The 22,363-nt window shown below is 69.0% G+C and carries 20 protein-coding genes; 15 read left to right on the top strand and 5 right to left on the bottom strand.

What is annotated here, in order from left to right; genetic code table 11:
- A complete protein-coding gene (locus tag Sp245p_RS24130; protein WP_014198982.1) occupies positions 1–1,068 on the bottom strand; it encodes a metal-dependent hydrolase in 1,068 nt (355 codons plus the stop codon).
- Positions 1,069–1,098: 30 nt separating this feature from the next.
- Positions 1,099–1,485: a response regulator gene (locus tag Sp245p_RS24125; RefSeq protein ID WP_014198983.1), complete on the bottom strand. Its 387-nt coding sequence runs from the start codon at positions 1,483–1,485 to the stop codon at positions 1,099–1,101.
- 239 nt (positions 1,486–1,724) lie between these two features.
- Here Sp245p_RS24125 and Sp245p_RS24120 point away from each other — a divergent pair, with 239 nt between their 5' ends.
- The 7 genes from Sp245p_RS24120 (at position 1,725) to Sp245p_RS24095 (ending at position 9,905) form a co-directional block, all read left to right on the top strand.
- A complete protein-coding gene (locus tag Sp245p_RS24120) occupies positions 1,725–3,458 on the top strand; it encodes a sensor histidine kinase (protein ID WP_158310441.1) in 1,734 nt (577 codons plus the stop codon).
- A 313-nt stretch (positions 3,459–3,771) separates the two neighbouring features.
- Entirely contained in the window at positions 3,772–3,924 is a 153-nt protein-coding gene (locus Sp245p_RS35100) for a hypothetical protein (RefSeq protein WP_158310442.1), read from the top strand.
- Positions 3,925–3,981: 57 nt separating this feature from the next.
- The gene (rpsU, locus tag Sp245p_RS24115; protein WP_014198985.1) at positions 3,982–4,185 is read left to right on the top strand and encodes a 30S ribosomal protein S21; all 204 of its coding nucleotides are present in this window, start codon (positions 3,982–3,984) and stop codon (positions 4,183–4,185) included.
- A 92-nt stretch (positions 4,186–4,277) separates the two neighbouring features.
- The gene (gene infC / locus Sp245p_RS24110) at positions 4,278–4,811 is read left to right on the top strand and encodes a translation initiation factor IF-3 (RefSeq protein ID WP_035673684.1); all 534 of its coding nucleotides are present in this window, start codon (positions 4,278–4,280) and stop codon (positions 4,809–4,811) included.
- A gap of 172 nt (positions 4,812–4,983) precedes the next feature.
- A complete protein-coding gene (locus Sp245p_RS24105; protein WP_014198987.1) occupies positions 4,984–6,126 on the top strand; it encodes an efflux RND transporter periplasmic adaptor subunit in 1,143 nt (380 codons plus the stop codon).
- A gap of 6 nt (positions 6,127–6,132) precedes the next feature.
- Positions 6,133–9,276 (top strand): efflux RND transporter permease subunit, encoded by a 3,144-nt coding sequence (locus Sp245p_RS24100; protein ID WP_109138966.1) that lies wholly within the window; start codon positions 6,133–6,135, stop codon positions 9,274–9,276.
- Between the two features lie 59 nt (positions 9,277–9,335).
- Positions 9,336–9,905, top strand: a complete 570-nt coding sequence (locus Sp245p_RS24095) for a hemerythrin domain-containing protein (RefSeq protein WP_158310443.1) — start codon at positions 9,336–9,338, stop codon at positions 9,903–9,905.
- A 13-nt stretch (positions 9,906–9,918) separates the two neighbouring features.
- On the opposite strand, the gene Sp245p_RS24090 is transcribed toward Sp245p_RS24095, so the two are convergent.
- Positions 9,919–11,346: a sigma-54 interaction domain-containing protein gene (locus Sp245p_RS24090; RefSeq protein WP_109138965.1), complete on the bottom strand. Its 1,428-nt coding sequence runs from the start codon at positions 11,344–11,346 to the stop codon at positions 9,919–9,921.
- 277 nt (positions 11,347–11,623) lie between these two features.
- Here Sp245p_RS24090 and Sp245p_RS24085 point away from each other — a divergent pair, with 277 nt between their 5' ends.
- The 8 genes from Sp245p_RS24085 to Sp245p_RS24050 all read left to right on the top strand — a co-directional run bounded on the left by Sp245p_RS24085 (position 11,624) and on the right by Sp245p_RS24050 (position 21,709).
- Positions 11,624–12,535: a 3-hydroxyacyl-CoA dehydrogenase family protein gene (locus tag Sp245p_RS24085; protein ID WP_014198991.1), complete on the top strand. Its 912-nt coding sequence runs from the start codon at positions 11,624–11,626 to the stop codon at positions 12,533–12,535.
- 57 nt (positions 12,536–12,592) lie between these two features.
- Positions 12,593–13,543 (top strand): 3,5-dioxohexanoate:acetyl-CoA acetone transferase, encoded by a 951-nt coding sequence (gene kce, locus Sp245p_RS24080; protein ID WP_014198993.1) that lies wholly within the window; start codon positions 12,593–12,595, stop codon positions 13,541–13,543.
- A 46-nt stretch (positions 13,544–13,589) separates the two neighbouring features.
- Positions 13,590–14,369: a 3-hydroxybutyrate dehydrogenase gene (locus Sp245p_RS24075; protein WP_014198994.1), complete on the top strand. Its 780-nt coding sequence runs from the start codon at positions 13,590–13,592 to the stop codon at positions 14,367–14,369.
- Positions 14,370–14,410: 41 nt separating this feature from the next.
- The gene (locus Sp245p_RS24070) at positions 14,411–15,625 is read left to right on the top strand and encodes an ABC transporter substrate-binding protein (protein WP_014198995.1); all 1,215 of its coding nucleotides are present in this window, start codon (positions 14,411–14,413) and stop codon (positions 15,623–15,625) included.
- A gap of 346 nt (positions 15,626–15,971) precedes the next feature.
- On the top strand, positions 15,972–17,258 hold the full coding sequence (locus Sp245p_RS24065; RefSeq protein ID WP_014198997.1) for an ABC transporter substrate-binding protein: 1,287 nt from the start codon (positions 15,972–15,974) through the stop codon (positions 17,256–17,258).
- 3 nt (positions 17,259–17,261) lie between these two features.
- Entirely contained in the window at positions 17,262–18,695 is a 1,434-nt protein-coding gene (locus Sp245p_RS24060) for a di-heme oxidoreductase family protein (protein WP_014198998.1), read from the top strand.
- 39 nt (positions 18,696–18,734) lie between these two features.
- Complete coding sequence (locus Sp245p_RS24055) at positions 18,735–20,804, top strand: TonB-dependent receptor plug domain-containing protein (RefSeq protein WP_041813765.1); 2,070 nt, start codon at positions 18,735–18,737, stop codon at positions 20,802–20,804.
- Positions 20,805–20,839: 35 nt separating this feature from the next.
- The gene (locus tag Sp245p_RS24050; protein ID WP_014199000.1) at positions 20,840–21,709 is read left to right on the top strand and encodes a TonB family protein; all 870 of its coding nucleotides are present in this window, start codon (positions 20,840–20,842) and stop codon (positions 21,707–21,709) included.
- Here Sp245p_RS24050 and Sp245p_RS24045 read toward each other — a convergent pair.
- Together Sp245p_RS24045 and Sp245p_RS24040 are read right to left on the bottom strand one after the other, a co-directional pair.
- A complete protein-coding gene (locus tag Sp245p_RS24045; protein WP_014199001.1) occupies positions 21,702–22,070 on the bottom strand; it encodes a helix-turn-helix domain-containing protein in 369 nt (122 codons plus the stop codon). The two genes, Sp245p_RS24050 and Sp245p_RS24045, sit on opposite strands and share 8 nt — an antisense overlap.
- Positions 22,063–22,317 (bottom strand): type II toxin-antitoxin system RelE family toxin, encoded by a 255-nt coding sequence (locus tag Sp245p_RS24040; protein ID WP_014199002.1) that lies wholly within the window; start codon positions 22,315–22,317, stop codon positions 22,063–22,065. The genes Sp245p_RS24045 and Sp245p_RS24040 overlap by 8 nt, the downstream gene beginning before the upstream one ends.
- Positions 22,318–22,363: the final 46 nt, after the last annotated feature.

Genomic DNA, 22,363 nt, shown 5'->3' with positions numbered 1-22,363 from the left:
TCAGTCGGCGCGGACCGTCCGGTCCGCCGGACCCGTGCCGACGATGCGGACCCACAGGTCCTGCCACGCCGCCCCCGACGCGTCACGGGGGGTCTGGAAGGTCTCCACCGGACCCACCAGCCTCCCCGCCGGGTCGACGACCGCCCGGATGCCCCAGAAGCCGAGCGACGAGACGCCGGGCATGCCGTAGCGATGGTCGAGCGCCTGGACCAGGGTGCGGCCGGACTCCAGCGGCTGTTCGCGCCAGATCAGATTGTCCATCGAGAACCAGCGGAAGACCTCGGCCTCCGGGGTCGCCGCGACCGCCGCGATGGCCGGGGAGCGGTGCCGCTCGAAACGCTCCCACTGGATCTTCCCGTCGCCCAGAACGGAGTGGAAGCCAACCAGCACCGCGTCCGGGGTTTCGGCCACGACCCGGCGCAGCAGCGGCTGGAACAGGGTCGGGTAGGCCGCCACCTGGGCCGTGCCGCCGGTCTGCGCCCGGGCGATCGCCTCGACGCGGTCGTTGATGGCCCAGCCGCCGAGCGTGTAGGCCGTCACGAGGATCAGCGCCGCGCCCGCGATGTCCTGCGCCAGGGCCGCCCGCTTGCGGAGCGCGACGCCGGCCACCAGCGAGAACAACAGGATCAGGCTGTAGATCGGGTCGATGATCGGCATCGCGTTGATCGCGAAGCGCGTGGTGGTGAGCGGATAGAGCCACTGCGTTCCGTAGGACGTGAAGACGTCGATCACCGGGTGGGTCATCAGCGCCAGAATGGCCAGCCAGACCCAGGGGCGCAGCGCGTCGGTCCCACCCCATGGACTGTCCGGACCATGGCGACGGCGCTGCCAGCGCCAGACCAGCCAGCCGAGCAGCAGGCCGGCGATCGGGCCGAACAGGATCGAATGGGTCAGGCCGCGGTGATGGACCCAGTTTGCGAAGGGGCCGCCGATCCAGCCGGCGGCCACGTCCAGGTCGGGGATCAGCGCGATGCCCGCGCCGACGGCCAGCGCGCGGCGGCCCAGCCGGCGGCGGAAGCCGGCCTGCGCGACCGTGGCCCCGAGAAGCATTTGGGTGATGGTGTCCATGGTCCTCGGTCGTGCCGTGACGCGCCGGGGTCAGGCGCCGGGGGGGATCGCCAGCATCCGCTTCAGCGCGTCCGAAACCTCCTCGACGCGCACCGGCTTCGGCATGATCGCGATGGGGTCCGAAAAGCTCACCTTCAGCTTTTCGGAAATCTCGCCGGTGGCGTAGCCGCTGACCACCACCACGGGCAGGCCGGGCTCTTCGCTCCGCAGGTTGCGGATCAGCTCGTCGCCGGCCATCACCGGCATCCTGAGGTCGGTGACCAGGGCGTCGAAGGAATCGTCCTGCCAGATCTTCAGGGCCTCCTGGCCATTGAAGGCCGTGGTGACCCGGAACCCCTCGTCCATCAGGCCATGCTCCAGCGCCATGATCGCGATGGCTTCATCGTCGACCAGCAGGATGTGGCGGGGTTCGGTCATGGCGGCTCACCGTACAGAGTAAACACAGTCCTGGGTGCGGAACGATGCGGTCCAGCTTCAGGTACGATTGTAACCGGCGGTGCGATGAAAAACAAAGCTGAACGGGCTGTGGTTGTTTCCCTAGCCATTTCGGGGGGCTTCTAACCCTTGTTCGTTCCGCGGGGATGTGTGCATTCTTCCTGCTGGGAACCGGCATGGCGGCGCCGGGGGAAGCCTTCACCAAAGGAAGACCCGCGACCTTGAAAATCGGCCTGAGGACGATGCTGATCGCCTGTCTGGGGGGTGTCGGGCTGGCCTTCACGGCCGGCACCGCCGCGATTCTGCAGGTCGAAGCCGGGGAACGGCTCCAGCGTGTGATCGGCGGGCAGCTGCACCTCTACGCCGGACAGGTCGCCGACAAGCTCGACCGCGGCATGTTCGAGCGCTACCGCGATCTTCTCGTCGTGACGAGTCTCGAGACGATCCGCGCGACGGACACCTCCCGCGATTCGCGGCGCGCCGTCCTTCAGAAGCTTCAGGACAGCTATCCGGACTATGCCTGGATCGGCTTTATCCGGCCGACCGGCCTTCTGGAGGCGGCGACCGGCCGCGTCTATGAAGGCATGGATGTCAGCGCGCGCGGCTGGTGGAAGCAGGGGTTCGACCGCCCCTATGTCGGCGATGTGCACGACGCGGTGGTTCTGGCCAAGATTCTTTACGCCAACCGGATGGAGGTTCCGCGTTTCGTCGATCTGGCGGCGCCGGTGCGCGACGAGCAGGGGACGCTGACCGGAGTCGTCGCCGCCCATCTGAGCTGGGATTGGGCGTCGGAGGTCGAACGCTCGGTGCTCGGCCAGATATCCGAGGACGCCGAGGTCGAGGCGATGATCCTCTCCGCCGACGGCACGGTGATTCTCGGACCCAAACCCCTGGTGGGCAAGCCGCTGGCCTTCGCGTCGGCGCCGGGGCGGCGCGCCTGGGTCGAATCCTGGCCGGACGGGCGCCGCTTCCTGACGAGCGTGGCGCGGACGAAGGGCTACCGGGATTATCCCGGGCTGGGGTGGAACGTCGTGCTCCGCCAGCCGGTCGATCAGGCGATGGCGCCGGTCGCCGAGCTGCGGAACCGGGTGATCGCCTGGGGAATCGCCGCCAGCCTGCTGGCGGTCCTCGTCGGTCACGTCCTGGCGACGTGGCTGTCGGCGCCCTTGCGCGCCATGTCCAGGGCCGTCGAGGCGGCGGGTCCGGACGGCGCGATGCCCGTCCTGCCGCTGACCGGCCGCTACACGGAGGCGGCCACGCTGTCCGGGGCGCTGCACACCTACGTGAGCGACTTGCAGGAAGCGGACCGGCGGCTCCGCGGCACCGTCGCCGAGAAGACGGTGCTTCTTCGCGAGGTCCACCACCGCGTGAAGAACAACCTGCAGGTGATCTACGGCCTGATGATGGTGGAGATGCGCCGCCTGCCCAAGGGGGACCTGTCGCGGGGCCGCATCGAGGCGCTGGCCGGGCGCGTCACCTCGATGGGGCGCCTGCACGAGCAACTCTACACCTCCGGCGACCTGATGAACGTCGATTTCGGAACGCACCTGCGCCAGCTCTGCGACGCCCTTCGGGAACTTGTTCCGAACGAGGCGATCACCATCCACCCCGACACGGACGACGTGTCCTGCTCCATCGAACTCGCCACACCGCTCGGCCTGATCGCCAACGAACTGGTCGTCAACGCGCTGAAGCACGCCTTCCCGGAGGGGCGAGGCGGGACGGTCACGGTCCGGCTGCGGCAAGCGGGCGACCGTCTGACGATGACGGTGGCCGACGACGGCATCGGCTGCCCGGACATGCCGCCCAAGGGGGGAATCGGCACGACGCTGGTCGACGCGCTGGTCCGGCAGGTCGGCGGCACCATCACCTTCGACGCGCGGCCGGGCTGCACCGCCACGGTCAGCGTTCCGTTCACCGCCGACGCGAACCGTCCCGTCGCCGTTCACGCCTGATGTGATCCCGGCAGCGGGTGTGTGCCCAAATCATTTTTGGAAATCCGGACGTTACCGCTCAGTCTTCGCTTGTAAAAGCCGGCGGACCCTCCCATCTGGGACAGATCAAGATTGCTCCGGGGCCTGTTGTCTGCCGCTCCGGCCATCCGCTCTGGGTCTCTTTCTCCCAAAGTGCATTTGATGCCTTCCCGATGACGGGCAGGACAGGGTGTCGATCGGGGACCTGCGGGCGCTTTGAGCGCCGCATACCCCGGATTTCAACACATAACAACAACGGCCGACGGGCTTCGCCCATATCGGCAAGGGGATTCTCATGACCATCAAGCTTCCGACGACCGGGGCGGCCCAGGCCGCCCAACCCCAGCATCAGCGCCCCGTTCCCGCGGTGGAGCCGGCGTGGGCGCCGGGGTGGCCCCGCCTCACCCCGCGCGAGATCCGCCAGATCGTTCTCGACACCTTGGGCTGAGCGGCCTTTTCGACGAAAAACCCTTTCCATACAAGCAATTGGGAGGATGATCGCCTTATGCTCGTTCAGGTCCGCGACAACGATGTGGGGGGCGCTCTGCGCGTCCTGAAAAGAAAAATGCAGCGCGAAGGGCTTTTTCGTGAGATGAAGCTGCACCGGCGTTACGAAAAGCCCTCGGAGCGCCGGGCACGGCAGGCGGCGGAATCGGTCCGGCGGCGGCGAAAGCTGCTGCGCAAGCGTTTGCAGCGCGAGGGCTATTGACCGTGGCCACCGATGCCTTAATTTGAGGGACGGCGTCAGGGCCGTCAGCATCCATTCCGGTTCCTCGCCGGACAGACCGTTGGAGACAGGACATAGCTAAACTCTACGATGCGGACCCGGTCCGCGAAGGCCCGCGCATCAATCGGGAAATCACGGCACGCACGGTGCGCCTCGTTGGTGCCAACGGTGAGATGATCGGCGTGGTCTCGCTGCGCGACGCCTTCGACGCTGCGGTCGAGGCCGAACTCGACCTCGTCGAGGTGGCCCCCCAGGCGGAGCCGCCGGTCTGCAAGATCCTCGACTACGGCCGGTTCCGGTTCGAGGAGCAGAAAAAGGCCAACGAGGCCCGCAAGAAGCAGAAGATCATCGAGATCAAGGAGCTCAAGCTCCGGCCGAACATCGATGACCACGACTACGACGTGAAGATGCGGGCGGCGCGGCGTTTCCTCGAAGAGGGCGACAAGGTCAAGATGACCATGCGGTTCCGCGGGCGCGAGATGGCGCACCAGGATCTGGGCATGAACGTGTTGATCCGTGTGCGCGACCAGTTCGAGGACATCGCCAAGGTCGAGCAGATGCCCCGGATGGAAGGGCGCATGATGGTCATGGTCATCGCTCCGCGTTGACCGGCCACTGACCTGCCGGAATGTTTGATAGCAAGGGGACCGCCCTCCGTGGGGCGGTCCCCTTGCGTTTTCAGCGCCCGGTCGCCTTCCTCGCACCCACTTTTCATCGGCATCGCTGAACCCAATCGCCGCGGCCCTGTTTAGAAGGCACGGTTGAACGGGAGCACTCTCGATGCTGCGCCTTCGCCACGGCCTCGCCGTCTCGTGCCTGCTCGTCCTGCTCCCTTCGGGCGCGGTCCTGGCCCAGCAGCCTGCGAACGCTCCGTCCCCCACGGTCATGACCGAGGTGGTGCGCGAACGGGACGTCACCCCGACCAGCGCGTTCATCGGTCGCGTCCAGGCGATCCAGGACTTCGAGGCCCGCGCCCGCGTCGAGGGCTTCGTCGAGCAGGTGGCCTTCCAGGAAGGCCAGAACGTCACCAAGGACACCCTGCTCTACGTCATCGAGCAGGCCCCCTACCAGGCCGCCGTGGACAGCGCCAAGGCCGACCTCGCCCGCGCCCAGGCGACCCTGCGCGAGGCCCAGCGCGCCTTCCAGCGCGCGCAGGAGCTGCGGACCCGCGGCAACATCTCCCAGGCCGACCTCGATCAGGCCCAGGCGGCGCAGGAGACGGCGGACGCCGACATCATGCAGACGCAGGCCAAGCTGCGGCAGGCGGAACTGAACCTCGGCTACACACGCATTTCTTCGCCCATCGACGGGCGCATCGGCGCCACCGCGATGACGGTGGGGGACCTCGTCAACCCGTCCAGCGGCCCGCTCGCCACCGTCGTCCAGCTCGACCCCATCCGCGTCGTCTTCTCGGTCAGCGACCGCGACATCCTGGAGGTCCAGCGCGCCGCCCCCGATCTCGCCTCGGCCGACGCGGTGAACCGCTTCGTGCCGGCCCTGCGGCTGGCCGACGGTTCCGAGTACGAGCAGAAGGGCAAGGTCTCCTTCGCCAGCAACCGCATCGACCCGCAGACCGGGACCATCCCCGTCTACGCCGACTTCGCGAACCCCAAGGGGTTTCTGCTGCCCGGCCAGTATGTGACCGTCCTGATCCGCCCGGCGCAGACCGAGCGGCAGCCGGTGGTGCCGGTGTCGGCCATCCAGCAGGACCAGCAGGGCAGCTACGTCCTGGTGCTCGACCAGCAGAACCGGGCGCAGCGCCGTCCGATCGAGCCCGGACCGCAGCTCGATCAGGTGATCGCGGTGCCCAAGGGCGTCCAGGCCGGCGAGACCGTCATCGTCGGCGGCGCCCAGAAGGTTCGCCCCGGCATGGCCGTGCAGCCCGAGCGGGCCCCCCAGACCGCCGAACAGCCGCGAGGATAAGCGCCCATGTTCTCCGGCCTGTTCATCCGGCGCCCGAACCTCGCCATCGTCATCGCGCTGGTCGTGACCATCGCGGGCGCGCTGGCCATCCTGGCCATCCCGGTGGCCCAGTTCCCGCCGATCACCCCGCCCTCGGTGCAGGTCTCCGCCACCTATCCCGGCGCCAACGCCCAGGTCGTCGCCGACAGCGTCGCCGCCCCGATCGAGGCTCAGGTGAACGGGGTGGAGGGCATGCTCTACATGTCCTCGACCAGCACCGACACCGGCGCCTACACGCTGTCGGTCACCTTCGCGCAGGGCACCGACCCCGATCTGGCCCAGATCAACGTGCAGAACCGCCTGTCGCTCGCCACGCCGACCCTGCCGACGGAGGTGTCGCGTCAAGGCGTCACGGTGCGCAAGCAGTCGTCCAACATGCTGATGGCCGTCAACGTCTTCTCCCCCGGCGGCCAGTTCGACCCCATCTTCATCTCCAACTACGCGAGCATCAACCTGCGCGACGCCATCGCGCGGGTGCCCGGCGTCGGCGACGCGCAGGTGATGGGCGCGCTGACCTACGCCATGCGCGTCTGGATGGACCCGAACCGCATGACGGCGCTGGGCATCACCGCGGCGGACGTGGTCGCGGCGATCCAGAACCAGAATCTCCAGGCCTCGGCCGGGCAGATCGGCGCCCCTCCCGTCCCCGACGGCCAGCAGCAGCAATTGACCATCCTGGCCCGCGGCCGGCTGGACGACCCCAAGCAGTTCGCCGGCATCATCGTGCGCACCAACCCGAACGGCGGCGTGGTGCGGCTGGGCGACATCGGGCGGGTGGAGCTGGGGGCGCAGAGCTACGGCTCCACCGCCAAGCTGGACGGCGATCCGGCGGCGACGCTGGTTGTCTACCAGTCGCCGGACGCCAACGCGCTGGACGTCGCCAAGGCGGTGCGGGCGGAACTGGACCGGCTGTCCGGCCGCTTCCCGGAGGGGCTGGACTACGCCGTCGTGTTCGACACCACCAGCTTCGTCAGCGCGACGATCGAGGAGATCGTGCTGACGCTGGGCATCACCTTCCTGCTGGTGGTGGTGGTCATCTACGTCTTCCTGCAGGACTGGCGGGCGACGATGATCCCCACTCTGGCGATCCCGGTGTCGATCATCGGTGTCTTCGCCGTGCTGCTGGTGCTGGGCTACAGCGCCAACACCATCACGCTGTTCGCGCTGGTGCTGGCGATCGGGCTGGTCGTGGACGACGCCATCGTGGTGGTCGAGAACGTCCGCCGCGTCATGGAGGAGCATCCCGACCAGCCCGCCCCCTCGGCCAGCCGCATCGCCATGGAGCAGGTGACCGGCGCCATCGTCGCCTCCACCCTGGTGCTGGCCGCGGTGTTCGTGCCGGTGGCCTTCCTTCCCGGCATCACCGGCCAGCTCTACCGGCAGTTCGCGGTCACCATCACCACCGCCTTCCTGATTTCCGGCATGGTGTCGCTGACGCTGACCCCGGCGCTGTGCGGCCTGCTGCTGCGCCCGCCGACCCGGCCCTGGCGCCCGCTGGCCGCCTTCAATCGGGGGCTGGACGGGGTGCGCGACCGCTACGGCGGCCTCGTCGGCTGGCTGTCGCGCAAGCTGGTGATCGGGATCGCCGTCTTCGCCCTGCTGACCGCCGGGGCCTTCCTGCTGCTGCGGAGCCTGCCCACCGCCTTCCTGCCGTCGGAGGACCAGGGGTATTTCTTCGTCAATGTCCAGTTGCCGAGTGCCGCGTCGCTCAGCCGGACGGAGGCGGTGATGACCGACGTCACCGAGCGGCTGCGCGCGACGCCGGGTGTGGCCCATGTGATCTCCATCGCCGGCTACAGCATCCTCAGCGGAGCGGCCTCCAACGTCGGCCTGCAGATCGTCGTGCTGAAGCCCTGGGGGGAGCGGGGGGCCGCCGAGACGGTGGACGCGCTGCTGGGCCGGCTGAGGCCGCAGCTCGCCGCGGTGCCGCAGGCGACCATCGCCGCCTTCAACCCGCCCTCCATCCCCGGTCTCGGCAGCACCGGCGGGTTCCAGCTGCAGGTGCAGGCGCTGGGCGGGCAATCCGCGCAGCAGCTCGGCGCGGTGCTGCGCGGCCTGCTGGTCGCCGCCAACCAGGACGCGCGGCTGTCGGCCGTCTTCAGCACCTTCAGCCCCGACGTGCCGCACCTGTTCGTCGACCTCGACCGCACCAAGGCGGCGCTGCTCGGCGTCTCGCCGGGCGACGTCTTCACCACGCTGCAGTCCCATCTCGGGTCGCGCTACGTCAACGACTTCAACCTCTACGGCCGGGTCTTCCAGGTCCAGGTGCAGGACGCCGCGGAGTACCGGGACGAGGTGGCGGCCATCGACCAGCTCTATGTGCGGAGTTCGTCGGGGGACATGGTGCCGCTGCGCAGCATCGTGACCATCCGCAACACGCTGGCCCCCGACAGCCTCGTCCGCTACGACCAGTTCCTCTCCGCTTCGGTCAACGGCAACCCGGCCCCCGGCGGCAGCTCCGGCCAAGCGCTGGCGGCGATGCAGGAGGTGGCGGACCGCACCCTGCCGGCGGGCTACGCCACGGAATGGACCGGCCTGTCCTATCAGGAAAGCCGGATCGGCAACCAGACGATCATCATCTTCGGGCTGGCGGTGATGTTCGGCTATCTGTTCCTGGTGGCGCAGTACGAGAACTGGCTGATCCCGCTGGCCGTGCTGCTGTCGGTGGCCATCGCGGTGCTGGGGGCCGGCATCGGCCTGAGCGTCGCCGGCATCGCCAACGACGTCTACGCGCAGATCGGCCTCGTCCTGCTGGTGGGCCTCGCCGCCAAGAACGCCATCCTGATCGTCGAGTTCGCGCGGGAGCAGCGCGCCGCCGGCCACCCCATCATCGATTCCGCGGTGATGGGCGCCCGCCAGCGCTTCCGCGCTGTGCTGATGACGGCGCTGGCCTTCATCCTGGGGGCGGTGCCGCTGCTGGTCGCCACCGGCGCCGGAGCGGCCAGCCGACGGTCCATCGGCACGACGGTCTTCAGCGGCATGACCGCGGCGACGCTGGTCGGCATCATCTTCGTGCCGGTCCTGTTCGTCGCCTTCCAGCGCCTGACCGAGCGGCTGGTTCCACACCGCGACCCGGTGGACGTGCCCGCGAAGACATCTCCGGCGGAATGACCCGGCCCGGCCCCTGTTGGACGTCGGATACACCCATGGACCCGGGAGGCACGGACATCATGAGCAGGAGAGGAAGGGACCTCTGGTCCACAAGCGGCCTGATCGCCTTCGCCAGCGGTGCCGCCGTGGCGATCCTCGCCAGCCGCCTGCTGCCGCCGGTGGTCGCCCAGGCCGCCGGGACGACGATGGCGCGCGACCCGTTCGACGCCCTGATGGACGACCACCGCCACATCATGGCGCTGCTCGACGCGATGGAGCGGACGCACACCGGCGAGACCTTCCAGCGGACGCAGTTGCTGCTCCGCCTGAAGCGCCGCCTCGCCGCGCACGCCATGGCCGAGGAGGACGTCGTCTACCCCCTGCTGCACGACCACGCGCATCAGGAGGCGGATGCCCGGCACCTCTACGGCGAGCACGCCGACATGAAGATGCAGCTGTACGCCCTCGAGCAGATGCCGAAGGACGATCCCGCGTGGCGGCGGCGCGTCATCGCGCTGAGGCAGCTGGTCGCGGAGCATGTCCAGCAGGAGGAGGAGGTCGATTTCCCCAAGCTGCGGAACGCGCTGGACCAGCGGGAGACGGCCCGGCTTTCGGGCCATGTGCAGCGGGAGAAGGCCCTGCTGCTGTAGCGCCGCGATCCGGCTACGCCTCGGAGTCGGCGGTGATGCCGTGCTTGCGCAGCTTCGCGTAGAGGTTGGTGCGCGACAGGCCGAGGCTCCGCGCGGCTTCGAGCTTGTTGCCCTGCGCGTCTTCGAGCGCGGCGAGGATGAGCGAGCGTTCCAGCTCATCCATGCTGTCGGCGAGGGGACGCTTGCGCGCCGGCGATGCGGTGGGCCGGGTGGCGGCTCCGGGGAGGATGTCGGCGAAGTCGTCGGCCAGGATGCGCTCGCCTTCGGTGCGCACATAGACCTGCTCGATGACGTTGGCCAGTTCACGGACGTTGCCCGGCCAGTCGTGCCCGCGCAGCGCGTCGAGCGCCCCAGGGGTGAGGTCGCGCATCGGCTGGTCGAGGCTCACCGCCATCCGTTCCGAAAACAGCGAGGCGAGGATTTCCAGATCCTCCTTGTGGTCGCGCAGCGCCGGAAGCTGGATCGGGAAGACGTTTAGGCGGTAGTAGAGGTCCGAGCGGAAGGTGCCGTTCCGCATCATCTCCGGCAGCGGCCGGCTGGTGGCGGCGATGATGCGGACATCGACCTTGATGACCTGGTTGGAGCCGAGCGGCTCGACCTCGCGCTCCTGAAGCACGCGCAGCAGTTTGGCCTGAAGCGGCAGCGGCATGTCGCCGATCTCGTCGAGGAACAGCGTGCCGCCGTGCGCGAGCTGGAATTTTCCGGGCCGCGGCTGGCGGCCGGCGCCGGTGTAGGCGCCCGGAGCCACGCCGAAGAACTCCGCCTCCAGCAGGTTTTCGGGGATCGCCGCGACGTTGATGCCGACGAAGGGGCGGTCGACCCGATCCGAGGCGGCGTGGATGGCCTGCGCCACCAGCTCCTTTCCAGTCCCCGTCTCGCCCAGCACCAGCACCGCCGAGTTGATCTGGCCCGCCTTGCGCACCAGCCGCTTCACCTGGAGCATCGCCGGGCTGAAGCCGACGAGGTTCTCGACCGAGTATTTCGGCGCCCGGCTGGCGGCGAGCTCCTGTTCCATGCGCGCGAGCCGCGATTGCAGCTTGTTGAAGCGCTCGGCGATGGGGCGGAGGTAGGTCAGGCTGTTCTTCAGGGCGAAGGCGAGTGCGCCGATGATCTCCCCCTGTTCGTCGCGCAGGGGCAGGCGGCTCACCAGCAGCGTGTGCTCCCCGTAGCGCATGATGTCGAGCGGGAAGGAGCGGCCGGTCTCCACCACGTCGCGCATCTGGCTGTGCGGGATGACCCGTTCGATGGGCTGCCCCACCACCTCGGTGAGGGAGCGGATGCCCAGCAGCGCCTTGCGCTTGTCATCGAACCAGACGTGCTTATCATTGGACCAGACGATCCGCGCGTCCTTGTCGACGAGGATGGCGCCGTCGATCATCTCGTCGATCATCACCATCAGCGCGCGCGCCGCCGCGAAGTGCTCGTCCCGCCCCGCCGTCATGGCCCGCCTCCCGTCGCACCGTTTCTGTCAATATTCTGAACACTGTTTGTCAAAATTCAGCACACGACGGAAGCCCTGAGTCGCAGGCCGATGGCGGCGAAGGATTGAAAACCGCAGGCAATCCGCCCGCTGGCTCGGCCGAAGGCCCTCCATACCAACAATTCCCATTGCTGGCACGCCCCTTGCTTTGATTGCGGCAAGAAAATATGTGCGCCGCGAACAATTGGCCGGACGGCCGTCGCGGCGGCGCTCAAGGCAGGGGGGACGCGACAGAGGCATGACGCAGCAGCGTATTGGAATCATCGGCGCCGGGCTGATGGGGCATGGGATCGCCCAGGCGTTCGCCGTCGCCGGGCACCCGGTCGACATCCACGAGCCCGATCCCGACCGCCGGGCCGGGATCGTCGAACGGGTCCGCGGCAACCTTGAGAGTCTGGGAATGGACACCGCCGCCGCGGACCGGGTTCGGCCCTGCGCCTCCCTGGAGGACGCAGTCAGCCGGGCGGACGTCGTCATCGAGGCGGTCCCGGAGGATCTGGTCCTCAAGCAGCGGATCTTCCAGGCGGTCGAGGCCGCCGCCCCGCCCCATGCGCTTCTGGCGAGCAACACGTCGGTGATCCCGATCACCCGGATCATGGAACCGCTCCGGGACAAGAGCCGCGCGCTCGGCACCCACTGGTGGAACCCGCCGTATCAGATTCCGCTCGTCGAGGTCATCCAGACCGCTGACACCGACGACGCGGCGGTCGCCGCGATGATCGGGTTGCTGGCCGCCATCGGCAAGACGCCGGTGCATGTCCGCAAGGACGTTCCCGGCTTCATCGGCAACCGTTTGCAGCACGCGCTCTGGCGCGAGGCCATCGCGCTCGTCCAGAACGGCGTGTGCGACGCCGAGACGGTGGACGCCGTGGTCAAGGCCAGCTTCGGCCGGCGCCTCGCCGTCCTGGGGCCGCTGGAGAACGCCGACCTCGTCGGCACCGACCTGACCCTGGCGGTGCACGAGCATGTCCTGCCCGACCTCGACCGGACGCCGGAACCGTTGCCCCTGCTGCGCGATCTCGTCGCGTCCGGGCGGCTGGGCATGAAGTCCGGCGCCGGCTTCCGGACCTGGACGGAGGCGCAGCGGACCGAGACCCACGCCCGTCTGGCGGCCCACCTCCAGCGGCTGGACAGCGTCGAGCGCGGGTGACCGCGCGCCGGTCACGCCGTCCTTCCCTTCGAACCGAACCAACACAGAGACTGTCCCATGGCCGCACCACAGAAGGCACCACAGAAGAAGGTCATCATCAGCTGCGCATTGACGGGGTCGATCCACACCCCGACCATGTCGGACGCGCTGCCGGTGACGCCCGATGAGATCGTCGAGCAGGGCGTCGGCGCCGCCGAGGCCGGTGCCGCGATCCTCCACCTGCACGCCCGCGACCCCCGCACCGGGCAGCCGACGCCGGACCCGGCGGTGTTCATGCAGTTCCTGCCGCGCCTCAAGCAGTCCACCGACGCGGTGCTCAACATCACCACCGGCGGCTCGCTCAACATGACGGTGCAGGAGCGCCTTGCCGCCCCGCTCCAGGCCCGGCCGGAGATGTGCTCGCTCAACATGGGCTCGATGAATTTCGGCATCTTCCCGCTGGCCGACCGTTACCAGGGCTGGAAGCACGACTGGGAGGAGCCCTATCTGCGCAGCACCGACGATTTCATCTTCCGCAACACCTTCCGCGACATCGCCTACATCCTGGAGCATCTGGGCGAGGGCTGCGGGACGCGCTTCGAATTCGAGTGCTACGACGTCGGGCATCTCTACAACCTCGCGCACTTCGTCGATCGGGGGCTGGTGAAGCCGCCCTTCTTCGTCCAGACGATCTTCGGTATCCTCGGCGGCATCGGTGCTGAGCAGCGCAACCTCGTCTTCATGCGCGAGACCGCCGACCGGCTGTTCGGGACGGATTACGAATGGTCGGTGCTGGCCGCCGGCCGTCACCAGATCCCCTTCACGACCATGGCCGCGGTCATGGGCGGCAACGTCCGGGTCGGGCTGGAGGACAGCCTGTATCTCAGCAAGGGCCGGCTGGCCCGGAACAGCGCGGAGCAGGTGGCGAAGATCCGCCGGATTCTCGAAGAGCTGTCGCTGGAGGTCGCTACCCCCGCCGAGGCGCGGGCGATGCTCGCCCTGAAGGGCGCCGATCAGGTGGCTTTCTGACCTGCAGGACGCCTCAGACTCCATGACGCCCGAAAGAAGGACAGAGATGCGAAACAGGAACGCTGTCGTCACCGGCTCCACCACCGGCATCGGGCTGGCGACCGCCCGCGAACTCGCCCGCCAGGGTTGCCATGTCATGCTCAACGGCTTCGGCGACCGCGCGGAGATCGACCGGCTGTGCACGGAGATCGCGGCGCAGAGCGGCACGACGATCGTCTATTCGGGGGCCGACCTCAGCCGGCCGGAGGAGGCCCGCGCCATGATGGCCGACGCCGCGGCGGCGCTCGGCCCCATCGATATCCTGGTGAACAACGCCGGGGTGCAGCATGTGGCGGCGGTGCACGAGTTCCCCGACGACAAATGGGACCTGCTGCTCGCGGTCAACCTCAGCGCCGCCTTTCACACCATCAAGGCGGCCCTTCCCGCGATGCGGGAGCGCCGCTGGGGGCGCATCGTCAACACGGCGTCGGTCCTCGGCATGGTCGGCGCTCCGCACAAACCCGCCTATGTCGCGACCAAGCACGGCATCATCGGCCTGACGAAGTCGGTGGCGATCGAGGTCGCGGAGCACGGCATCACCTGCAACGCGGTGTGCCCCGGCACGGTGCTGACCCCGATCATCGAGAAGCAGATCGCCCAGCAGGCGCAGGTCACCGGCCTGCCGGAGGAACGGGTTCTGCAGGCGGTGTTCCTCGACCGCATGCCGACCGGCCGGCTGATTCCGCCGGAGGAGGTCGCAGCCGCCATCGCCTTCCTGTGCTCCGACGCCGCCGCGTCGATTACCGGCACGGCGATCCCCGTGGACGGCGGCTACACGACCCATTGAATCCCCAACCACCAAGAAAACAACACCCTAGGGAGTGAACCATGCGCAGCACCCGTCTTGCCGGCCTTCTCGCCGGAGTTGCCTTCGCCGCCCTGGCGTCCGGCACGGCCCAGGCCCAGATGTCGGACAACGTCATCAAGATCGGCATGCTGTCCGACCGGTCCGGCATCTACGCCGACATCAACGGCGAGGGCTCGGCGGTGGCCGCCCGGCTGGCCGCCGAGGAGTTCGGCAACGCCATCAACGGCACCAAGATCGAGATCATCGTCGGCGACCACCAGAACAAGGCGGACATCGCCGCCAACCTCGCCCGCCAGTGGATCGACGTCGAGAAGGTCGACGTCGTCGCCGACGTGCCGAACTCGGCCGCGGCGCTGGCCGTGCAGGGCATCACCAAGGACAAGAAGCGCATCTTTCTGATGTCCGGCCCCGGCTCCACCGATCTGACGGGCAAGGACTGCAGCCCCTACGGCTTCCTGTGGACCTGGGACAACCACGCCGTGGCGTCCTCCACCGCCCGCGCGCTGGTCGAGCAGGGCAAAAAGAGCTGGTTCTTCATCACCGCGGACTATGCCTTCGGCCATTCGCTGGAAACGGAGGCGGCCAACACCGTCAAGACGCTCGGCGGTACCATCAAGGGCAGCGTCCGCCATCCCCTGGCAAGCTCGGACTTCTCGTCCTTCCTGTTGCAGGCGCAAGCCTCGGGCGCGGAGGTGGTCGCCTTCGCCAACGCCGGCGGCGACACCATCAACGCGGTCAAGCAGGCCGCCGAGTTCGGCATTCCCCAGGGCGGCCAGACGCTGGCGGGCCTGCTGCTGAACGTCAACGACATCCACGCGCTGGGCCTCGACACCGCGCAGGGGCTGATGCTGGCGAACTCCTTCTACTGGGACATGAACGACGAGACCCGCGCCTGGTCGAAGAAGTTCGAGGAGCGGACCGGGCGCAAGCCGTCGATGAACCAGGCAGGCGTCTATTCGGCGGTCAAGCATTACCTGAAGGCCGTGCAGGAGGCCGGCACCGACGACGCCGACAAGGTCGCCGCCAAGATGCGCGCCACGCCGATCAGCGACATGATGATGAAGGACGCGAAGATCGCCGACAACGGCCGGATCTTCAACGACATGTATCTGGCGCAGATCAAGACGCCGGGCGAGTCGAAAGGGGCCTGGGATTACTTCAAGATCCTCAAGACCATTCCCGGCGAGCAGGCCTACATCAACCCGAAGGACAGCGGCTGCCCGCTCGTGAAGTAACGGGGTGATTGCATTTGAAGTCCCCTCTCCCCTCTGGGGAGAGGGTTAGGGTGAGGGGGTTGCGCTTTTGCAGGACGTATCGCCACGCGCAACCCCCTCACCGGCCCTCCGGGCCACCCTCTCCCCAGAGGGGAGAGGGTTATAGAGGCCAAATGCGATAGCTCTGAGTTAAATCACGGCCTGAGGTGAGAGCGGCCGGCCAGCGGGCGCTTCTTCCATTTCCATATTTTCTTCACGGTTATATACCGAACGTATATAGCGCCGTTGACAGACGCCGGTATGCGCTGTATCCAAACAAACATAGCGAATGGATACGCCTGATCGGTCCCCTGTGACGGAGCCCGCGATGAGATTGCGTGCGTTGGTTGTGCTGGCGATGGGCATCCTTCCGGGTGCGCTGCATGCGGAGCCCCTGGAATCGAGCCTGCTCGTCCTGACCAGCTACCCCGACGAGCTGGTCGCGCGGTTCGAGGCGGCGTTCGAGCGGGCCAATCCCGGCACCGACTTGCGCGTCCTCTGGAAGACCGGGCGGGAGGCTATGCCGATCCTGCGCAGCGCCGACCAGGGGGGCGTGGACGTCTACTGGACCCCGGCGCTGCGCAACTTCCCGCTGCTGCGCGACGAGGGACGGCTCCGCCCGCTGGACACCGCTTCACCGGAGCTTGATCGCGAGGCGCTGCCGGGCCGCATCGGGGCGCAGACCCTGTCCGACCCCTCGGGCCGCTTCGAGGCGTTCGAGGTCGCCGGTTACGGGATCGTGGTCAACCCGGCCTATCTGGCGGACCGCGGGCTGCCGACGCCGCGGCGCTGGGCCGACCTTGCCGACCCCGCGCTGGCCGGGCACGTCGCCTTCCCGGTGCCCTCGCGGGTCGGCTTCGCCCCGGTGCTGGTGGACATCATCCTCCAGGCCGAAGGCTGGACGGCGGGCTGGACGCTGCTGCAACGCATCGCCGCCGGCGCCGAACTGGCCGACCGCGGGCCGGGGGTGGGCGACGGCGTCGCCTCGGGGCGGCGCGGCGCCGGGCCGACCATCGACTTCCAGGCGCTGAACGCCCAGGCCGACGGCAAGCCGGTGGCGATCCTCTATCCGGAGCGCACCGCCTGGCTGCCCGCGCACATCGGCGTGACCGCCGCCGCTCCGCACCCGAAGGCCGCCGCCGCCTTCGTCGCCTTCGCCCTGTCGGAGGAGGGGCAGCGCATTCTCTTCCACCCGGACATCCGCCGCCACCCGGTCCGCCCCGCGGTCTATCGGGACGCCCCGGCCGGAACCGGGAACCCCTTCGCCGCGGCCGATGCCTTCGCCTACGAGACGGAGCGGGGCGGCCGCCGCGAGCCGGCGGTCGCCGCCCTGTTCGACGCGTTGATCACCCGCCGCCAGGACGAGCTGCGCGAGCTGCTGGCCCTGCTGGACGAGGCACGGCGGGCCGCCGCCCGGACGGGCGATCCCGCGCTCGTCGCGAAAGCGGAGGAGGCGCTGGCCCTCGCCACCGCCGTGCCGGTGACGGAGGAGCAGGCCGCCGGACTGACGGTCACCCCGGCGCTCGACCAGGAGTGGGCGGAGCGCATCGGCAAGGCCCGCGCCGCCGCCACGGACACCGCCCGCGCCGTGCTGGCCGCCGCCAAGGAGCCCTGACCCGTGCGCCGGACCCTCCACGCGCTTCTCGGCCTGTCGGTCACCCTGTCCGCGACGGCGGGAGCGGCGGTTCAGGCCGCCGCCCCGTCCAACCCGACGCGTGCCGCCTTCGACCAGACCCTGCCGCCGGCCGACGAGGCGCAGCGCGTCCAGTTCACCATCGGGCGCATCCTGTTCAACCATGTCTGGACGCCGGGCGGCCCGGACCCGGAGGCCGGGACCGGCGTCGGCCGCGCCCAGGCCGGCGGACGGGCGCTGGTGCAGAACGGCTTCGCCGGGGAGGGCGGGTTCCACGGGCTGGGGCCGACCTACAACCGGCTGTCCTGCGCCGCCTGCCACATCAAGAACGGGCGGGGCGAGCCGCCGCAGGGTCCCGACGACGCGCTGCGCGCCATGCTGGTCCGCCTGTCGGTGCCCGGCGAGGACGCGCATGGCGGACCGAAGCCGCACCCCGCCTACGGCGACCAGATCAACGACCAGTCGGTGCCCGGCGTCCCGGCCGAGGCGCGCGTCTTCTTCACGTGGCACGAGCGGGTGGAGCGTCTGGCCGACGGCACCGAGGTGCCGCTGCGCGCGCCCGAGATCCGCATCACCGATCCGGCCTTCGGGCCGCTCGGCGACGATGCGATGACCTCGCCGCGCATGGGGCCGCCGGTCTTCGGGCTGGGCCTGCTGGAGGCCGTGCCGGAGCGCGCCATTCTGGCGCTGGCCGAGGCGCAGGCGCGCGAGGGCGTGGTCTCCGGCCAGCCCAACCGCGTCTGGGACCGCGAAGCCGGCGTGGAGGCGCTCGGCCGCTTCGGGCTGAAGGCCAACCAGCCGACCGTACGCCAGCAGATCGCCGGGGCCTTCGTCGGCGATCTCGGCATCACCACGCGCCTCTATCCGGAGCCCAACTGTCCGGAGGCGCAGGACGCCTGCGCCGCTTATGTCGCCAAGGACGAGGGGCCGCAACCGGAACTGTCCGAGGCGATGCTCGACACCATCCACCTCTACACGCTGGCGCTCCAGCCGCCGCCGCGGCGCAACGCGGACGACCCGGCGGTGCATCGCGGCGAGGCGGTCTTCGCGGAGGCCGGCTGCGCCCGCTGCCACGCCCCCAGCCTGGAGACGGCGGAACACCCGCGCCTGCCTGGGTTGGGCGGGCGGACGATCCATCCCTACAGCGACCTGCTGCTGCACGACCTGGGCGACGGGCTGGCGGACGGGCGGCCCGATCATCGCGCCAGCGGTCGGCAGTGGCGCACGGCGCCGCTGTGGGGGCTGGGCCTCGTGCCGCTGATCTCCGACCACCCCGCCTATCTGCACGACGGCCGCGCCCGCAGCCCGCTGGAGGCCGTGCTGTGGCACGGCGGCGAGGCCCAGGGCAGCGCCGACGCCGTGCGCGCCCTGCCCACCGCCGACCGCGCGGCGCTTCTGTCCTTCCTGGCTTCGCTCTGATCCACACCTTCCGCTGACGCCCTTCCCCTCAGGAGTCCGATGAGACGATTGCTGCTTGCCGCTGCGTCGTCGGCCGTGCTGGCCGCCGCGCAGAACGCCCCCGCCTTGGCTCAATCCGCCACTCAAACTGCCGCACCCGACGAGCCGGTCTACCGGCTGGGCCAGATCAACGCGACGGCCCAGGCGGCCGGCGGCACCCCGGTCGGCGGTTCCGTCCTGTCGTCGGAGGACATCGCCCGCTTCAACCGCGAGCGGCTGGACCGCGCGCTCGACCTGCTGCCGGGCGTCAGCATCGCCACCACCCGCGGCCCGCGCAACGAGCGCTACGTCACGGTGCGCGGCTACGACCGGTTCCAGGTGCCGCTGTATCTGGACGGCGTGCAGCTCTACCTGCCGGCGGACAACCGCTTCGACCTCGGCCGCTTCCTGACCGGTGATCTGGCCGAGATCCAGGTGGCCAAGGGCTACGCCTCGGTTCTCGACGGGCCAGGCGGGCTCGGCGGCTCGATCAACCTCGTCAGCCGCAAGCCGACGCGCGAGTTGGAAGGCGAGTTGCGCACCGGCATCAACCTCGACGCCACCGGCGCCTTCTCCGGCTATCTGACCAGCGCCAGCGCCGGGACGAAGCAGGAGCGCTTCTACGTCCAGGGCGGCATCGCCAAGGTCGAGCAGAATTTCTTCCGCCTGTCCGACGATTACAAGCCCACCGCCAACGAGAATGGCGGCCGGCGTGAGGGGTCGGACAGCCGCGACTGGCGGGTGAACGCCAAGTTCGGCATCACGCCCAACGACACCGACGAGTATTCCTTCAACGTGCTGAAGCAGAACGGCTCGAAGGGCGCCCCGCTGCACACCTACGACCCGGCCAGCAGCCAGACCATGCGCTACTGGAAATGGCCGGAATGGGCGGTGCAGAACCTGTCCTTCAATTCGCGCACACAGCTTGGCGAGAAGTCCTACGTCAAGACACGGCTGTTCCATTCGACCTTCGACAACAAGCTGGAATCCTACGACGACCGCCGCTACGTCCGGCAGAGCACGTCGCGGGCCTTCACCAGCATCTATGACGACCGCGCCTATGGCGGCGGCGTGGAACTGGGCACCGACCTGATCCCGCGCAACACGCTGAAGGGCGCCGTGCATGTCCGCCGCGACGAGCACGAGGAATTCCAGACCCTCTACGCGCCGCGCTTCCGCGAGCCGAACCAGAAGAGCGTCGAGGACACCTATTCGGTCGCGCTGGAGAACACCTTCCACGCCACCGGGGCGGTGGATGTGGTGACCGGCGCCAGCTACGACTGGCGCGACCTGCGCAAAGCCCAGGACTGGGACGGCACCAACACCGGCCGCTTCGTCAATTACCCGACGAAGGACATGGACGCCTTCAACTGGCAGGGCGCGGTGCTCTGGCGCCACAGCGCCACCGGCGAGACCCACGCCAGCGTGTCCAGCCGCACCCGCTTCCCCACGCTGTTCGAACGTTTCAGCTCGCGCTTCGGCGGGGCCGTGTCAAATCCGGGGCTGAAGCCGGAACGCGCCATCAATTACGAGATCGGCGCGTCCGAGCAGGTCTTCGGCAACACCCGCCTCGAAGGGGCGGTGTTCGTCAACGACCTGACCGACGCCATCCAGCCGGTGAACATCCTCTACAACGGCCAGTCGGTGACGCAGAACCGCAACGTCGGGTCCGGCTTCGACCGCGGCTTCGAGCTGTCGGCGCGCACGCTGCTGTCCGAGTGGCTGGAGATCGGCGGCAATTACACGCTGCTGGTCCGCACGCTCGACGCCGCGGGCACCCCGGAGCCCAAGCCGACCGGCACGCCGACGCACAAGCTGTTCGCCTACGCCGATCTCCAGCCCGTCGAGGCGCTGCACGTCGTGCCGTCGTTGGAGGTCTCCTCGACCCGCTGGACCAGCAACTCCGCGCAGACCGCTTATTACCGCACCGGCGCCTACGCGCTGGCGAACCTCAAGGTCTCCTACGAGATCGTCAAGGGGGTGGAGGCAGAGGCCGTGGTCCGCAACATCACCGACCGCAACTACCAGCTCATGGACGGCTACCCGGAGGAGGGGCGCAGCTTCTACCTCGGGGCGCGCTACCAGTTCTGACGCGGAAGACGGCGGGCTGAGCACGGGGCCTGAGCATGGACGGCATGCGCGCCGGCGATGGGGCAATCGTTGGAGAAGGGGAGGGGGATGGGCCATGGGCACCCTGGGCTTTCGCCCTGTCCGCCCTGGCCCATGCCGCCCTGTTGGGCCTGCTGATCGCCACGGCCGAGAATCCGGCCGAGCCGGTTCCGGAGGCCTTCAGCGTCGACGTCGTGCCGGGAAACGGCGCGGAAACGGCCGGCGAAGCGGGGGGAGGCCCGGACGGTAACGGAGAGCCCGATGCGGAGCCGCCGCTGGCCGCCGCCGAACCGGCGCCGGACCCGCGACCGGTCGAGGCCGTTCCGCTTCCCGACCCCTCGCCCCCCGACGTCCCGGACTCCGTTGCACCGCTTCCGGCCCGCAAGCCGACGGTGAAACCGGTGACGGCGGCCACCACCCGCGCCCCCTCACCTGCCATCCCGGCATCGGTCATCCCGGCACCGGCCGCCCCGGCAAAGGACATGGTCGGGAATCGCGATGGGGCCGCCGCCGCAACCGGACCAGCGGCCGGACCTGCGATGGGCAGCGGGATGAACGGCTCCGCTGTGGCGGATGCCGGTGCTGGCGGCGGAGGCGCGGACGCCATGCGCGTCTATCTGGAGGAGGTGCGCCGCCGCCTTCAGGCCCGGCTTGCGGTGCCGGCGGAGGCGCGGCGGTTGCGGCTGGGCGGGACGGTGCTGGTGCGCTTCACGGTGCAGCGCGACGGCAGCGTTCCGGGCGAGTCCATGGCCGTCCTGTCCGGCCCCGGCGTTGCGGTTCTGGAGCGGGCGGCGCTGGAGACGGTCGCCCGGACCGCACCCTTTCCGCCTCCGCCCAAGCCGGCCACCGTCGAGGTGCCGGTGCTGTTCGCCGTGTCGGTCAGGTGAGGTCGTCGAGATCCACCCGAAGGGCGTCGGCGATCCGCTTGAGCACATCCACGGAACCACCCCGCGTGCCGGCCTCGATCTGCGAGACATAAGCCTGCTTGAGACCGGTGGCCTCGGCGAGCTGGGCCTGTGTCATGCCGCGGTGGTCGCGGAAGACCTTCACCGGATGCTCGCCACCCAGCAGACGCTCAGCCACGTCATCGGGGAAGGTTTCCGGTTGCGTGGCCTTGTAGACATCGAAGGCGCGGGTCGCGGTTGCCTCGTCGGCGGCTTCCAGCAATCGTTCATATTCGGCGATGGGCAGAACCGCGAAGGCCGGATTGCCGTTGCCATCCCGGATGATCTGCGCGGAATCAGTCATAGATGCCTCCTCTCGGGCCGATTTCGATGACGATCAGCACCAGCACGCCGGATTCGAGGTCATAAACGATCCGCCAGTCGCCGACGCGGAGCCGGTAGCCGTCCCGGCCCTTCAGCTTCTTCACGTTCCGCGCGTTCGCCGGGTCGGCAGCCACCTCCTGCAGCTTCAGGCGGATCAGCTCCGCCGTGTTGCGCGGCATTCGGCGAAGCGTCTTCAGAGCCGCCGCGGTATAGCGGATCGTGTGCATCGCATAAATATAGCGTTCCGCTATTTATCCATCAATCGGATCGTTA

It is taken from the genome of Azospirillum baldaniorum, from assembly GCF_003119195.2.
Lineage (GTDB): Bacteria > Pseudomonadota > Alphaproteobacteria > Azospirillales > Azospirillaceae > Azospirillum > Azospirillum baldaniorum.
The sequence above is the reverse complement of the archived record's forward strand: the minus strand, read 5'-3'. Positions and strand labels throughout refer to the sequence as shown.

Excerpts from the sequence above, each read along its gene's own strand:
- Sp245p_RS24070 (WP_014198995.1), top strand. The coding sequence starts at position 14,411 with ATGCGCAGCACCCGTCTTGCCGGCCTTCTCGCCGGAGTTGCCTTCGCC.
- Sp245p_RS24095 (WP_158310443.1), top strand. The coding sequence starts at position 9,336 with ATGAGCAGGAGAGGAAGGGACCTCTGGTCCACAAGCGGCCTGATCGCC.
- Sp245p_RS24125 (WP_014198983.1), bottom strand. The coding sequence starts at position 1,485 with ATGACCGAACCCCGCCACATCCTGCTGGTCGACGATGAAGCCATCGCG.
- Sp245p_RS24100 (WP_109138966.1), top strand. The coding sequence starts at position 6,133 with ATGTTCTCCGGCCTGTTCATCCGGCGCCCGAACCTCGCCATCGTCATC.
- Sp245p_RS24055 (WP_041813765.1), top strand. The coding sequence starts at position 18,735 with ATGAGACGATTGCTGCTTGCCGCTGCGTCGTCGGCCGTGCTGGCCGCC.
- Sp245p_RS24085 (WP_014198991.1), top strand. The coding sequence starts at position 11,624 with ATGACGCAGCAGCGTATTGGAATCATCGGCGCCGGGCTGATGGGGCAT.
- kce (WP_014198993.1), top strand. The coding sequence starts at position 12,593 with ATGGCCGCACCACAGAAGGCACCACAGAAGAAGGTCATCATCAGCTGC.
- Sp245p_RS24065 (WP_014198997.1), top strand. The coding sequence starts at position 15,972 with ATGAGATTGCGTGCGTTGGTTGTGCTGGCGATGGGCATCCTTCCGGGT.
- Sp245p_RS35100 (WP_158310442.1), top strand. The coding sequence starts at position 3,772 with ATGACCATCAAGCTTCCGACGACCGGGGCGGCCCAGGCCGCCCAACCC.
- Sp245p_RS24090 (WP_109138965.1), bottom strand. The coding sequence starts at position 11,346 with ATGACGGCGGGGCGGGACGAGCACTTCGCGGCGGCGCGCGCGCTGATG.
- rpsU (WP_014198985.1), top strand. The coding sequence starts at position 3,982 with ATGCTCGTTCAGGTCCGCGACAACGATGTGGGGGGCGCTCTGCGCGTC.
- Sp245p_RS24050 (WP_014199000.1), top strand. The coding sequence starts at position 20,840 with ATGGACGGCATGCGCGCCGGCGATGGGGCAATCGTTGGAGAAGGGGAG.
- Sp245p_RS24105 (WP_014198987.1), top strand. The coding sequence starts at position 4,984 with ATGCTGCGCCTTCGCCACGGCCTCGCCGTCTCGTGCCTGCTCGTCCTG.
- Sp245p_RS24045 (WP_014199001.1), bottom strand. The coding sequence starts at position 22,070 with ATGACTGATTCCGCGCAGATCATCCGGGATGGCAACGGCAATCCGGCC.
- Sp245p_RS24075 (WP_014198994.1), top strand. The coding sequence starts at position 13,590 with ATGCGAAACAGGAACGCTGTCGTCACCGGCTCCACCACCGGCATCGGG.
- Sp245p_RS24040 (WP_014199002.1), bottom strand. The coding sequence starts at position 22,317 with ATGCACACGATCCGCTATACCGCGGCGGCTCTGAAGACGCTTCGCCGA.
- Sp245p_RS24130 (WP_014198982.1), bottom strand. The coding sequence starts at position 1,068 with ATGGACACCATCACCCAAATGCTTCTCGGGGCCACGGTCGCGCAGGCC.